Below are 12,634 nucleotides of genomic sequence, written 5' to 3'. Positions count from 1 at the left end.
GGCCGGGTCACGGCAAATCTCATTTCAGATTGTCTGTGCTGGCCTTCGCGCCTACATCGTGGGAAACAATCCTCCTGCGAATGGACCTGCCATGAACAGCCTGATCGGCCAATTTGACATTTCCGACGATCGCATCAAGCAAATCGTTGCCGAGACTATTAACGGCGCCGACGACGGCGAACTGTTTCTCGAATATAGCGAAAGCGAATCGCTGATGTTCGACAATGGCAAGCTGAAGACCGCGAATTTCAACACCGACCAGGGTTTCGGCCTGCGCGCCGTCGCCGGCGAAGCCAGCGGCTACGCCCATTCCAGCGATCTCTCCGAAGCCTCGCTGCTGCGCGCCGCCGATGCCGTTTCGACGGTGAAGAGCGGCTATTCCGGCACGCTTGCCGCAGCGCCTGCCCGCACCAACCGCCATCTCTACAGCGACGGAAACCCTATCCCCTCGCCTTCCTTCGAGGCCAAGGCCAAGCTGCTTCAGGAAATCGATGCATGGCTGCGGGCCGAGGATCCGCGCGTCAGGCAGGTGACGGCGTCGCTCGCCGCCTCCTGGCAGCATGTCGAGATCGTGCGCGCCGACGGCCAGATGGTGCGCGACATCCGTCCGCTGGTCAGGATCAACGTGTCGGTGGTGGTCGGCGACGGCGACCGCCAGGAGAGCGGCTCCTACGGCATGGGAGGCCGCAAGGATTTTGGTGAATTCCTGATCGAGGACAGCTGGCGGCACGCGGCCAAGGAGGCATTGCGGCAAGCGCTGGTCAATCTCGAAGCGGTTCCAGCACCTGCCGGCACTTTCGACATCGTGCTGTCGAGCGGCTGGCCGGGCGTCATGTTGCACGAGGCCGTCGGCCACGGGCTGGAAGGCGATTTCAACCGCAAGAAGACGTCGGCCTTCGCCGGCCTGCTTGGCCAGCAGGTGGCGGCGAAAGGCGTCACCGTCGTTGACGACGGCACCCTGCCCGAGCGGCGTGGTTCGCTTACCGTCGACGATGAGGGCACGCCATCGGCCCATAACGTGCTGATCGACGATGGCAAGCTGGTCGGCTACATGCAGGACCGCCAGAACGCCCGGCTGATGGGCATGAAAGCCACCGGCAACGGGCGACGCCAAGGTTACGCGCACGAGCCTATGCCGCGCATGACAAACACCTACATGACAGGAGGCGACATGGAGCCGGACGAGATCATCGCCTCAGTCAAGAACGGCATCTATGCCGTGTCGTTCGGTGGCGGCCAGGTCGACATCACTTCGGGCAAGTTCGTGTTCGGCTGCACCGAAGCCTACATGATCGAGAACGGCAAGGTGACGCAACCGATCAAGGGCGCCATGCTGATCGGCAACGGGCCGGATGCCATGCATCGGGTTTCGATGGTCGGCAACGATATGAAGCTCGACACCGGCATCGGCATGTGCGGCAAGGCCGGACAGGGCGTGCCGGTCGGCGTCGGCCAGCCGCATCTCAGGATGAACCAGATGACAGTCGGCGGCACCAGGGTTTGATGGAGTTGACGCCGAATTATCGCCGCTCCGGAACAACCAATCCCCGCCGCCCACTGCCTTGTCATCGCTTTAAGTAGGAGTAGCTTGCGCCTTGAATTTGCCGAGAGCTTCGACTATCTTACATTCGTCTTACACCTAAGGACGTGCCGAGATGGCTGCCGCAGAGAAGCTCGTAACTACGGTCTCGACCAAGGGACAGGTCATCCTGCCCAGCGCGATCCGGAAACGGAGGGAATGGCATGCCGGCACACGCCTTCTGGTCGAGGATACCCCGGAGGGCGTGCTACTGAAGCCTGCGCCAGTCTTCGCCGAGACGCGGCCAGAGGACGTGTTTGGATCGCTGCGCTATAGCGGCAGGCCGAAGACGTTGGAAGAAATGGACGCGGGCGTGCTCGCCGAAGCGCGGCGGCGCCATGCTCGCAATTGATACCAACCTGATCGTCCGCTACCTGACGGGCGATCACCCGTCGCAGTCTTCCCGCGCCCGGGCGCTGATCGATAGCCAGCCGGTCTTTGTCGCCGTCACGGTGATGCTGGAAGTCGAATGGGTGTTGCGCAGCGCCTACGGTTTTGCGCCGCTTGAAATCGCCCGTACGCTACGGGTGTTTAGCGGGCTTCCCACGGTAGAGGTGGAAGACGGGGCGGTCGTGTCGTCCGCGCTCGACCTCTCGGAACAGGGGTTGGATTTCGCTGACGCGCTGCATCTGGGCAAGTCCGCTCACTGCGCTGGCCTCGCGACTTTTGACCGCAAGTTCGTCAGGGCCGCGAAGGCGGCCGGATACGAACGCGTGCAAGAAGCATAGCAGCTCACAGCGGCCCAGCGCGGCACAAAAGCGCGCCACAGGGTCAGCCTGGTTTCAGGCATAGATGCCGGAGCGGACTGCCTCCAGATAGGCAAGCACCTTGTCCGTCTTGCCTTCGCGAACCAGATCGTAGGCGGTCTTTCCGGCCCAACCGGGGATCGGCTGATGCTTGAACCAGATCGCCGCACGATGTTCATCACCGGCCATCTCGCCGGCCATCGCCAGGATACGGACGATGGGACTCAATGCGGCGTCGACCTTGCGCGCACCGGACTTGGCGGCAAGCGTGTTGCGCGCGAGACCGGTCAGCCCCGCCAGTTCTGTCATATTAACCCCTAGCAGTTCAGCGACCCGCCTTGGCGAGAGAAACGGCGCCCGCTCCTCGCCGAAGCGCCATGCCGAAATTTCGAAGGCTGCGGTGCTCATGGCAATTCCCTAGCACAGTCTGAACGACGTGCGTTCAAAATGTGCTTTTTTGGTGCGCGTTTCAGGCCCTGGCTGCTAGCGCCTTCGTCTCGGCTTCTCCAACAGCGCCACGACCTCGACATGCGGCGACCACAGGAACTGGTCGATCGGCGTCACGCTCTTCAGGGCGTAGCCGCCGTCCATGAGGATGCGTAGGTCCCGCGCGAGCGTTACCGGATTGCAAGACACCGCGGCGACGAGCGGCACGTCGGAGCGCGCGATCTGCTTCGACTGGTCCTCGGCGCCGGCGCGAGGCGGGTCGAAGACAACGCCGTCAAAGGCATTCAACTCCTTGAATGTCAGCGGCCTCCGGAACAGGTCGCGACGTTCGCCGGTCACCCGCTTCAGGCCGCTGGCGAAACGGAATGCCCGGTCGAGCGCCGCGAGTGCTGCCGCATCGCCTTCCACCGCATGAACCTCCGATCTTGCGGCTAGGCGCAGCGCGAAGCTGCCGCAGCCGGCGAAGAGATCGGCGACCTTTTTGGCGCGCGCGAAATGCTGGACGACAATGTTGGCCATCGCCTGTTCGGCAGCCTCGGTCGCCTGCAGGAAAGCGCCCGGAGGCACTGCGACGGCGACGCCACCAAACAGGACGACCGGTTTGTTTGGTTCGATAATGACCTCGCCGTCGACCGACAGCCTGGCTAGCCGCTCGGCGATGACGAAGTTGGAAGCGACGCGGCGCTGGTTCTCGCCGAGCTTGCCGGAATCGTGAACCGCGACATCGAGGCCGGAACCGGTCACCGTCACCGCCATGTGGAACGATTTGGTCGTGGTGCAGATCAGTCCGGCAAGCATCCTCAAACGGTCGAGCGCAGCGACGATCTGCGGCAGCGAGATCGGGCATTCCTCGATCGAGATGATCTCGGATGACAGCGCGCGAACAAAGCCGAACTGCATTCCCGCCTCGCTCCGCCGGGCGGTGAAGACGACGCGGCGGCGCGTGTGCGGCGCGCACGGCACCAGCGCCCCGACATCGCAAGCGATGCCCTTGCTCTTCAGCGCATGCACGACCTTTTCGCGCTTCCACCGGTGATAGGCTTCAGTCTCGAGATGCTGGACGGCGCAGCCGCCGCACGCGCCGAAATGCCGGCACGGCGGATCGACCCGCAACGGCGAAGCCTCAAGGACCGACATCAAGGTGGCGCGATCTTTCTCCCGCGCGGCGGTGACGACCTCTCCCGGCAGCGCGAACGGAATGAAAACCTCTCCGGTTTCCGTCTCGGCGATGCCATCGCCCTGCGACCCCAACCTTGCGATCGTGAAACGAGTGCTCATCGCTTCTGGGTCTCGACGTCCTTGATGCCGCCGAGCAGGAACTCGCGGTTGCCGTCGCCGCCCTCTATCGGTGACAGATGAAGCCCCAGCGAGCGCCAGCCGGGAATGGCATCGAGCCAGTCCTGCATCAGGCCGGCAATGCGCGCCGCATCATAGGGGTCCTTAAGCAGGCCGCCCTTGCCGATCGCCTCACGGCCGGCCTCGAATTGCGGCTTGACCAGAAACACAGCTTTTGCGCCATTCCTGGCCAAGGCAAGCGCCGGCGGCAGCGCCAGTTTCAGCGATATGAAGCTGACATCCGAGACGATGAAATCCGGCACACGGCCGCCGAGATCGGCGGCCGACAGTTCGCGCGCATTCAGGCCTTCAATTACCGTCACGCGCGGATCGCCGGCAATGTCGGAGTGCATCTGGCCGTGCCCGACATCGATCGCCGTGACATGCGCCGCGCCGCGTTCGAGCAGCACCTGCGTAAAGCCGCCGGTCGAGGCGCCGACATCGAGCGCTTCGTTGCCGGTGGGGTCGAGGGCGAAATGGTCGAGACCAGCCTTCAGCTTCAGTGCGGCGCGCGACACGTAACCTTGCGCCGGATCGTCAACGACAATGTTGCACTCAGGCAGAACGGCCTGGCCCGGCTTGAGGGCGACGATGCCATCGACCGTCACGGTGCCGCGCTCGACCGCGTCGCGGGCACGCGAGCGGCTGGCAAACAGACCGCGCTGGACGAGCAATTCGTCGAGCCGCTGGCGTATGCTGGCTGGCGGAATGGAAGTCATCGGCCTTCATGGCGAAAGCCAACGATGATGGCAAGGTTATTGGCGATGAGAGAAGGCATAGTTGGAAAATCGAGTGAACTCATCAGCCGCTGCGCTGTTTGTCGAACCTCGCACGAGACCCGACGCAATGCTAAGAAAGAGATGCCGTTTAGCCGTCGAAACGTGGAGGAGGTACATGCTGACGGGAACCTGCCACTGCGGCGCAGCCCACTGGACCCTGGAGGGCGATCCCGGTTCGATCACTGCCTGCAATTGCACACTTTGCCGTCGCTACGGCACACTCTGGGCTTACGACTATGTCGACGAACGCATCCGCCTTGCGGGGCCCGTAAGCGCCTATCGGCGCGTCGGAAAGGCTCATCCTTCGCTTGAGATTCTCTTCTGCCCAACCTGCGCTTGCGTCCTGGCCTGGCGCGGTTTGCATCCCGATGCGGCTGGGCGCTACCGCATCGCCGTCAATGTGAGGCTTGCGCCGCCCGAGGCCGTCGCCGATCTCCCGATCGACCATTTCGATGGTCTCGATACATTCGAGGATTTGCCGAGAGATGGTCGCTGTGTGCGGGATATGTGGTTCTAGTTTCTAGAGTCTCTTCGGGATCATGCTTTAGAATATGGTCCGCGAAACCCGCCGTTCGACGGCCGGCGTCAGATCGTCGCTGCTGTCGCCGGACACCTGCGGGCGCGGCCGGTCAACGGAAATTGACGCCTTCGGCGAGGTATCTGGCATGACGACAAATTGCGGCGCCTGCTTGTAGGAAAAGCCGCCACGGATCTCGCCGATCTTGCCGGCGACGATGCCCATCACCGCCTCTTCGAGTTTGCGGTCGTAGCGCGTTTCGGCCCCGGCCGACACGGCGAAGATGGCCGCAAGCGCGATGCCGCCCAAAAGCGATCTCATTGGTCTGCTTTCCCCTGCCTGGTTGCCTTCTAGCAGGGCGGCGTTGAAAAACGGCCAAAGGACACGGTAAGCAAATCGCCAAACGGCAGCGTAAACAGCATGTTACGACTGTTCGCCGGCAATTTGATTCAAGCAGTTGAGAATTTGATTCAGACTGGCATCTTGCAGCCAAGTTGAATCGCGTCGGCGTCGCGGGAATGCGTCTAAAAGCTAGGCGCGCTGGGCCTGCGCGGTATGCCCCAGCGCCACGAACACGGTGCGCACGATGCCGGCGCTGTCCAGCCCGGCATCGGCATACATCTTTTCCGGCTTGGCATGGTCGACAAATGTATCGGGCAGCACCAGCGGGCGCACCTTCAGGCCGCTCTCCAGCAGCCCTTCATGGGCCAGGAACTGCAGCACATGGCTGGCGAAGCCGCCGACCGCGCCCTCTTCCACCGTCACCAATATCTCGTGCGAACGGGCCAGCCGCCGGATCAGGTCCTCGTCGAGCGGCTTGGCAAAACGGGCATCGGCGACCGTGGTCGAAAGCCCGGCCGCGCCAAGCTCCTCGGCCGCGGCCAGGCAATCCTGCAGCCTGGTGCCGAAGGAAAGCAGCGCAACCTTGGTGCCTTCCCTGACGATCCGGCCCTTGCCGATCTCCAATACCGAGCCGCGTTGCGGCATCTCGACACCAACGCCGTTACCGCGCGGGTAGCGGAAGGCGATCGGGCCGTCATCGTAGCTTGCAGCGGTGCGTACCATGTGGCGCAGCTCGGCCTCATCGGCCGCGGCCATGACGACGAAACCGGGCAGCGTCGCCAGGAAGGTCGTGTCGAAGGCGCCGCAATGGGTGGCACCATCGGCGCCGACGAAGCCGGCGCGATCGATCGGAAAGCGCACCGGCAATTTCTGGATCGCCACGTCGTGGACGACCTGATCGTAGGCGCGCTGCAGGAAGGTCGAGTAGATCGCCGCGAAAGGCTTGAAGCCTTCCGTGGCAAGGCCGGCGGCGAAGGTCACCGCATGTTGCTCGGCGATGCCGACATCGAAGGTCCTCGCCGGAAACGCTTCGCCGAACAGATCAAGCCCGGTGCCGTTCGGCATGGCGGCGGTGATGGCGACGATGCGGTCGTCCTCTCGGGCCTCCTGGATCAGGCTTTCGGCAAACACCTTGGTGTAGCTCGGCGCATTGGCGGGCGCCTTGGCCTGGGCGCCAGTGATGACGTCGAATTTGTTGACGCCATGATATTTGTCGGCCGCCGCCTCGGCCGGGGCGTAGCCCTTGCCCTTCTGGGTCACGACATGGATCAGCACCGGGCCGTCGGCATTGTCGCGGACGTTCTTCAGCACCGGGATCAGGTGCTCGAGGTTGTGACCGTCGATCGGGCCGATGTGGTAGAACCCCATTTCCTCGAACAACGTGCCGCCGGTGACGTAACCGCGCGCATGCTCGACCGCTCGCTTGATGGCGCGATCGGCGCGCTCGCCGAGATACGACGTCAGCTTCTTGCCGAAATCGCGCAAGCCCAGATAGGTCTTGCCCGACGCCAGACGGGCCAGATAGGCGCTCATTGCGCCGGTCGGCGGAGCGATCGACATATCGTTGTCGTTCAAGATGACGATCAGCCGGGCATCGAGTGCGCCGGCATTGTTCATCGCCTCATAGGCCATGCCGGCCGACATGGCGCCGTCGCCGATGACGGCAATGACATTGTTGCGGCCATCGGACAGATCGCGCGCCATCGCCATGCCGAGGCCGGCTGAAATCGAGGTTGAGGAGTGGGCTGCGCCGAACGGATCGTATTCGCTCTCGACGCGACGCGTGAAGCCGGACAGGCCGCCCTCCTGCCGCAGCGTGCGGATGCGGTCGCGGCGGCCGGTCAGGATCTTGTGCGGATAAGCCTGGTGGCCGACGTCCCAGATCAGCCGGTCGTCCGGCGTGTTGAAGACGTAGTGCAGCGCGACGGTCAGTTCGACGACGCCAAGGCCGGCGCCGAGGTGGCCGCCGGTGTGGGAAACGACGTCGATCAGTTCGGCGCGAAGCTCTGACGCCAGCTGCGGCAGGTCGCCTTCGGCAAGCGTGCGCAAATCGGCTGGGACGCGGACCTTGTCGAGAAGCGGCGTATCGGGCTTTGCGTTCACTGTTTGCGAGCCTGGTCAGATTTTCTGTTCATCGTGAAATATGCCGCTGGCCGGCGAATGTAAATGTGGCGGTAACGCGCATCAGCTTTCGGGCAGCGGGATGAACTCTTGCTCGTCTCCAGGAACGATATCGAAGCGGCCTGTCTTCCATTCTTCTTTCGCCTGCTCGATGCGTTCCTTTGAGGACGATACGAAATTCCACCAGATATAGCGTTTCGAACCGAGCGAGGCGCCGCCAAACAGCATGAAATGGGCGCCGCGTTCCGATGAGACAACGATTTCGTCGCCGGGCCGGAAGACCAGCAGCCGCTCGGCCGGGAAGCGGTCACCGGATATCGAAACCTCGCCTTCCAGCGTATAGATGGCGCGCTCCTCGGCATCGGCCGGGATTTTCACGCTGGCACCCGGCGCCAGCCTGAGATCGGCATAAAGCGTGTCCGAAGCGGTGGCGACCGGGGAGCGCAGTCCGGAAAACGCACCGATGATCACACGGCCGCTAACGCCCTCCGCATCGATTTCGGGCAGGCGCAGGGCCGCGGTGTTCTCGAAGACCGGCGCGACTTCTTCCTTGCCGTCCGGCAGCGCCAGCCATGTCTGCAGGCCGGAAACCGACATCGGCGCGCCGCGCAGTTCTTCCGGCGTGCGCTCCGAATGGACGATGCCACGGCCGGCGGTCATCAAATTCACGTCGCCGGGCTGGATTACCATCTCGGTGCCGAGCGAATCGCGATGCCTGATCTTGCCGTCGAACAGGTAAGTCACCGTAGACAGGCCGATATGTGGGTGCGGACGCACGTCGAGCGCCTGGCCCGCTCGCAGAACGGCTGGACCCATGCGGTCGAAGAAGATGAAGGGTCCGACCAGCCGGCGCCTGGCCGTCGGCAAGGCGCGGCGAACCTGAAATCCGCCAATATCCTTGGCGTTCGGAATGACCATCAGCTCGATCTGATCGCTGGCGAAGGCATCGCCCATCTGCGGATCGTTTCCGGGAAAGAAGCTCACGCGGTCCCCTCAGGCGAAGCGAAGTGCAGATTTGGCCTTCGCCTTGGCCGCCACCTCTTCGCGATTGCGCGGATGCTGCGTCGTCTCGAGGCTGTCGAGCAATTCGCGCGCCGAGGCGGCAATGGCCTCGACGGCATGGTCGAACGCATGCTGGTTCTGTTTCGACGGTCGCGTCGTTCCGCTCAGCTTGCGGACAAACTGAAGCGCGGCATCGCGGACCTCGTCATTGGTTGCCGGCGGATCGAAATTGAACAGGGTTTTGATGTTTCTGCACATCGTTCGCAATCTCCTCTCGTCCTGGAGCCGTTTCAAACGGGATGAGTTTTATCCTCAATCGTGATGATGTCCAAAGCCGGTAAGCAAAATTGTCGTTCGAGGCCGCGCCTCAATCCGCGTCCAACGGCTCTGTCCCCACCGGCTTGCCGTCACGCGACAGCCTGATTTTCTCGACCTTGTCCTCGGCCGCCTTCAGCAGCCGGTCGCAATGCGCCTTCAGCGCCTCGCCGCGCTCGTAGATGCGGATCGACTGGTCGAGCGGAACGTCGCCGCGCTCCAGATCGTCGACGATCCTCTCCAGCGCCTCGAGCGCCTGCTCGAAGCTCATCGCCTTGACATCCTCGTTGGTCTCACCAGCCATCGTCTATCCCTTCATCAGCCGCCCGACATGGGCGGCGACTGAAAATGCCAATCCCTGCAGATCGTAGCCGCCCTCGAGCACGCTGACGAGCCGGTTGCGGCTATGGCGCCCGGCTCGTTCGAGCAACTGGCCGGTCGCCCAGTCGAAATCATCCTCGGTCAGGTTGATCTCGGCCAGCGGATCGCGGTGGTGGGCATCGAAACCGGCGGAGATGATGATGAGGTCGGGCGCAAAATTGTCGAGCGCCGGCAGGATGCGTGACAGAAAGGCGTCGCGGAAACTATCGCTGCCGCTCTGCGGCGCCAGCGGCGCGTTGACGATGTTGCCGGCGCCGGTTTCGCTCACGGCCCCGGTTCCCGGGTAAAGCGGCATCTGGTGTGTCGAGCAATAGAGCACCGATGGATCGTCCCAGAAAATGTCCTGCGTGCCGTTGCCGTGATGCACATCCCAGTCGACGACGGCGACGCGGTCGGCGCCATGGTTCTTCTGCGCGTAGCGTGCCGCGATCGCGGCGGTGTTGAACAGGCAAAAACCCATGGAGGTGGTCTTTTCGGCATGATGGCCGGGCGGCCGTGCGGCGACGAAGACGTTTTCGGCACGGTCGGTGAAGACGTCGTCGACCGCGGCGTTGGCTGCGCCGATCGCGGTCACGGCCGCCTGCCAGCTCTTTGGGCTGGCGGTGGTATCGGCGTCGATACGGGCGATGCCGGTGTCCGGTATCGCTGCGCGGACACGTTCGACGAATTCGGGCGGATGCGCGTAGAGGATGGTTGCCTCGTCGCCTTCGGGCGCCTGGACGCGATCGAGCGCCGCGAACGCCTCGTCGTCAAGCACACGCTCTATGGCGCGCAAACGGTCCGGCCGCTCCGGATGACCGGGCGGTGTTATGTGCTCGAGGAAAATCGGGTGGGTGTAAAGTCTCGTGACCATGCCCCGATATAGGCGCGCCTCGCCGCTTTGGCCATGTTTTCGCGCGCTGGTGAGGCGATGTTCAACAGGGTTTAGGCAACCGGCGTCGGCTGAGCCCACCGCGAGCCGCCTGGGATCGGCGAAAAGAATGACCTCAGGCCGGTGATCGGTCAATCTGGGGCTGCTTTGCTGACGATCGATCAGGCTTAGGCAGCTTGCCGGTGCGATTGAGCAGCCCTTCCAGAAGAACCTTGAACGCCTTCACTGCCTTCTTCGACGTCGCTTCGGGATCGTTCGAATTTGCGATCCACTGCGCCCCATGCAACGAGGCGCCGCTGACCAGCCTTGCCGCGGCTTCGGGATCGACGGCGAGAATTGTCCCTTCGTCGCTCAGTTTTTGCAGGCTCTCTGTCATCGAGCGGATGCATGTGCTCTGGCTTGGCCATTGCGATGGATCGCCGAGCACCGCCGGTCCGTCACGAAGCACGATACGCTGGATCTCCGGTTCCAGCGCCATCTCGATATAGGCGGTGCATTCGTCGACAAAGCCCTGCCAGAGATTGTCCGGCTTGGCCGAAACGACCTTCAGCCGGGCTGCCATTTCGGCGTCGATCTCGGCGATAACCGCCTGGAGTAGGCCCTTCTTGTCGCCGAAGTGATGATAGAGCGCACCGCGCGTCAGCCCGGCCGATGCCGTGAAATCGTCCATCGAGGCTTCGGCATAGCCGAGCGTGCCGAAGGCCTGGCGCGCCGCGGCTATCAGTTTGGCGCGGGTTTCGGCAATCATCTCCTTGCGTGGTCTGTGCATGCCCCGGCCCTATTAACATACGTCTCGTATGCCAATTGACATACGCCGCGTATGATCTATTTAAACTCATACGCCACGTATGTAATCGCCGAACCGGCCGTTGTCGAGGAGCCAGACCATGCAAAATCCCTATTCCCAGATCTTTCGCGCGCCCGGCGCCAAGGGCTTTGCCGCCGCCGGCTTCGCTGCCCGGCTGCCGATGGCCATGGCTCCGATCGGGATCGTCGCGATGCTGTCGCAGACCGATGGCGAATACTGGCTGGCCGGCGCCGTCTCAGCGACATATGCGCTGGCCAACGCTTTCGTCGCCCCGCAGGTATCACGGCTGGTGGACCGCCTCGGCCAGACGCGGATTGTGGTGCCGACCACTGTGATTTCCACGCTCGCTTTCGCGATCCTGATTGCGGCGGCCAATCAGCATTGGCCGATATGGACGCTATTCGTCTCGGCGCTGCTCGCCGCCGTCATGCCCAGCATCCCGGCAATGGTGCGCGCACGCTGGACCGAGATTTTTCGCAACCGCCCCGAGCTGAACACGGCGTTCGCCTTCGAGTCGGCGGCGGACGAACTGGTGTACATAGCCGGCGCATCGCTGTCGGTAGGGCTGAGCGTCGCGCTTTTCCCGGAAGCGGGAGTGCTCGCGAGCACATTGTTCCTCGCCTTCGGTTCGACGGCCTTCATCCTGCAGCGCTCGACCGAACCGCGAGCCCGACCGGTGGAACATGATTCAGGCGGCTCGGCAATCCGCCTGCGGCCGGTCCAGATCATCACCTTGGCCCTGATCTTCATCGGCGCGACCTTCGCCACCACGGAGGTGAGCACAGTGGCGATCACCAAGGAGCTTGGCCAGCCAGGGGCCGCCAGCTTCGTCATCGGCGTCTACGCGCTCGGATCGTTCGTCGTCGGCATCATCATCGGCGCCCTGAACCTGAAACTGCCGCTGCAAATTCAGCTTGCCATCGCAATCGCCATCATTGCGCTTACCACGCTGCCGCTGCTCGTCGCCGACACAGTACCGCTGCTGGCACTGGCCGTCTTCGTCAGCGGCGTGGCGATTTCGCCGACCTTCATCACGGCATTTGGCCTGATCGAACGGCGCGTGCCCGAGGCGGTGCTGACCGAAGGCGTGACCTGGGTGATGACCGGCATCGGCATCGGCATGGCGCTCGGCTCCTTCGCCGCCGGCTGGGTGGTGGACGCTTTCGGCGCGCAGAACGGGTTCTGGGTATCGGTGGCATCGGGCACAATCGCGCTGGTCATCGTGCTCGCCGGCCAGCGCAGCCTTGCCGCGCCGAACTGCGAGATGGCTGCATGCGACGCAGCGGCGGTCGCTGCGGAATAGTTTCCGGTGCGTGCGGCCCCCCCGGGGGGGGGGCGCCCAAAAACCCAAAGATTGGTTTAAAAAAAAACGGGCCCCCCCCACACGCCCA

15 protein-coding genes are annotated in these 12,634 nt (G+C 63.4%); 5 read left to right on the top strand and 10 right to left on the bottom strand.

The genetic code is table 11. The annotated features are described in order from the left end of the window. Positions 1–91: 91 nt before the first annotated feature. From tldD to NKI52_RS13565, 3 genes are all read left to right on the top strand, one after another. Positions 92–1,504, top strand: a complete 1,413-nt coding sequence (tldD, locus tag NKI52_RS13575) for a metalloprotease TldD (RefSeq protein WP_352593356.1) — start codon at positions 92–94, stop codon at positions 1,502–1,504. Positions 1,505–1,655: 151 nt separating this feature from the next. Next, entirely contained in the window at positions 1,656–1,931 is a 276-nt protein-coding gene (locus NKI52_RS13570) for an AbrB/MazE/SpoVT family DNA-binding domain-containing protein (protein WP_023674129.1), read from the top strand. Continuing rightward, positions 1,918–2,307, top strand: a complete 390-nt coding sequence (locus NKI52_RS13565) for a type II toxin-antitoxin system VapC family toxin (protein WP_352578612.1) — start codon at positions 1,918–1,920, stop codon at positions 2,305–2,307. The genes NKI52_RS13570 and NKI52_RS13565 overlap by 14 nt, the downstream gene beginning before the upstream one ends. Positions 2,308–2,361: 54 nt before the next feature. On the opposite strand, the gene NKI52_RS13560 is transcribed toward NKI52_RS13565, so the two are convergent. From NKI52_RS13560 to NKI52_RS13550, 3 genes are all read right to left on the bottom strand, one after another. Continuing rightward, positions 2,362–2,733, bottom strand: coding sequence for an antitoxin Xre/MbcA/ParS toxin-binding domain-containing protein (locus NKI52_RS13560; RefSeq protein WP_352578613.1), 372 nt, complete (start codon positions 2,731–2,733; stop codon positions 2,362–2,364). A gap of 75 nt (positions 2,734–2,808) precedes the next feature. Further along, positions 2,809–4,050 (bottom strand): class I SAM-dependent RNA methyltransferase, encoded by a 1,242-nt coding sequence (locus NKI52_RS13555; RefSeq protein WP_352578614.1) that lies wholly within the window; start codon positions 4,048–4,050, stop codon positions 2,809–2,811. After that, positions 4,047–4,826, bottom strand: a complete 780-nt coding sequence (locus NKI52_RS13550; protein WP_352593353.1) for a TlyA family RNA methyltransferase — start codon at positions 4,824–4,826, stop codon at positions 4,047–4,049. The genes NKI52_RS13555 and NKI52_RS13550 overlap by 4 nt, the downstream gene beginning before the upstream one ends. Positions 4,827–5,001: 175 nt before the next feature. On the opposite strand from NKI52_RS13550, the gene NKI52_RS13545 reads away from it, so the two are divergent. Next, positions 5,002–5,403: a GFA family protein gene (locus NKI52_RS13545; RefSeq protein WP_352593350.1), complete on the top strand. Its 402-nt coding sequence runs from the start codon at positions 5,002–5,004 to the stop codon at positions 5,401–5,403. 27 nt (positions 5,404–5,430) lie between these two features. Here the strand turns inward: NKI52_RS13545 and NKI52_RS13540 are convergent, their stop codons facing one another. From NKI52_RS13540 to NKI52_RS13510, 7 genes are all read right to left on the bottom strand, one after another. Beyond that, complete coding sequence (locus tag NKI52_RS13540) at positions 5,431–5,724, bottom strand: hypothetical protein (RefSeq protein ID WP_352692188.1); 294 nt, start codon at positions 5,722–5,724, stop codon at positions 5,431–5,433. A 210-nt stretch (positions 5,725–5,934) separates the two neighbouring features. Next, on the bottom strand, positions 5,935–7,848 hold the full coding sequence (gene dxs / locus NKI52_RS13535) for a 1-deoxy-D-xylulose-5-phosphate synthase (RefSeq protein ID WP_023674120.1): 1,914 nt from the start codon (positions 7,846–7,848) through the stop codon (positions 5,935–5,937). Between the two features lie 81 nt (positions 7,849–7,929). After that, on the bottom strand, positions 7,930–8,850 hold the full coding sequence (locus NKI52_RS13530; protein WP_023674119.1) for a pirin family protein: 921 nt from the start codon (positions 8,848–8,850) through the stop codon (positions 7,930–7,932). 9 nt (positions 8,851–8,859) lie between these two features. Beyond that, on the bottom strand, positions 8,860–9,126 hold the full coding sequence (locus NKI52_RS13525) for a DUF2277 domain-containing protein (protein WP_023716908.1): 267 nt from the start codon (positions 9,124–9,126) through the stop codon (positions 8,860–8,862). Positions 9,127–9,235: 109 nt separating this feature from the next. Then, positions 9,236–9,487: an exodeoxyribonuclease VII small subunit gene (locus tag NKI52_RS13520; protein ID WP_031211056.1), complete on the bottom strand. Its 252-nt coding sequence runs from the start codon at positions 9,485–9,487 to the stop codon at positions 9,236–9,238. 3 nt (positions 9,488–9,490) lie between these two features. Then, entirely contained in the window at positions 9,491–10,417 is a 927-nt protein-coding gene (locus NKI52_RS13515; RefSeq protein WP_352456880.1) for a histone deacetylase family protein, read from the bottom strand. Between the two features lie 133 nt (positions 10,418–10,550). Further along, positions 10,551–11,204, bottom strand: a complete 654-nt coding sequence (locus NKI52_RS13510) for a TetR/AcrR family transcriptional regulator (RefSeq protein ID WP_352698266.1) — start codon at positions 11,202–11,204, stop codon at positions 10,551–10,553. Positions 11,205–11,322: 118 nt separating this feature from the next. Here NKI52_RS13510 and NKI52_RS13505 point away from each other — a divergent pair, with 118 nt between their 5' ends. After that, positions 11,323–12,546 carry an MFS transporter gene (locus NKI52_RS13505; protein WP_352698264.1) on the top strand — a complete coding sequence of 408 codons (1,224 nt, stop codon included), beginning with the start codon at positions 11,323–11,325 and terminating at the stop codon, positions 12,544–12,546. The last annotated feature ends 88 nt before the right edge of the window (positions 12,547–12,634 follow it).

Source organism: Mesorhizobium sp. M0590, assembly GCF_040320905.1.
Taxonomy (GTDB): domain Bacteria; phylum Pseudomonadota; class Alphaproteobacteria; order Rhizobiales; family Rhizobiaceae; genus Mesorhizobium.
Note: the sequence above shows the minus strand (reverse complement) of the source record. Positions and strands in the feature narration are given on the sequence as shown.

Coding starts and splice junctions, on each gene's coding strand:
- tldD (WP_352593356.1), top strand. CDS start 92: ATGAACAGCCTGATCGGCCAATTTGACATTTCCGACGATCGCATCAAG.
- NKI52_RS13570 (WP_023674129.1), top strand. CDS start 1,656: ATGGCTGCCGCAGAGAAGCTCGTAACTACGGTCTCGACCAAGGGACAG.
- NKI52_RS13565 (WP_352578612.1), top strand. CDS start 1,918: ATGCTCGCAATTGATACCAACCTGATCGTCCGCTACCTGACGGGCGAT.
- NKI52_RS13560 (WP_352578613.1), bottom strand. CDS start 2,733: ATGAGCACCGCAGCCTTCGAAATTTCGGCATGGCGCTTCGGCGAGGAG.
- NKI52_RS13555 (WP_352578614.1), bottom strand. CDS start 4,050: ATGAGCACTCGTTTCACGATCGCAAGGTTGGGGTCGCAGGGCGATGGC.
- NKI52_RS13550 (WP_352593353.1), bottom strand. CDS start 4,826: ATGACTTCCATTCCGCCAGCCAGCATACGCCAGCGGCTCGACGAATTG.
- NKI52_RS13545 (WP_352593350.1), top strand. CDS start 5,002: ATGCTGACGGGAACCTGCCACTGCGGCGCAGCCCACTGGACCCTGGAG.
- NKI52_RS13540 (WP_352692188.1), bottom strand. CDS start 5,724: ATGAGATCGCTTTTGGGCGGCATCGCGCTTGCGGCCATCTTCGCCGTG.
- NKI52_RS13525 (WP_023716908.1), bottom strand. CDS start 9,126: ATGTGCAGAAACATCAAAACCCTGTTCAATTTCGATCCGCCGGCAACC.
- NKI52_RS13520 (WP_031211056.1), bottom strand. CDS start 9,487: ATGGCTGGTGAGACCAACGAGGATGTCAAGGCGATGAGCTTCGAGCAG.
- NKI52_RS13515 (WP_352456880.1), bottom strand. CDS start 10,417: ATGGTCACGAGACTTTACACCCACCCGATTTTCCTCGAGCACATAACA.
- NKI52_RS13510 (WP_352698266.1), bottom strand. CDS start 11,204: ATGCACAGACCACGCAAGGAGATGATTGCCGAAACCCGCGCCAAACTG.
- NKI52_RS13505 (WP_352698264.1), top strand. CDS start 11,323: ATGCAAAATCCCTATTCCCAGATCTTTCGCGCGCCCGGCGCCAAGGGC.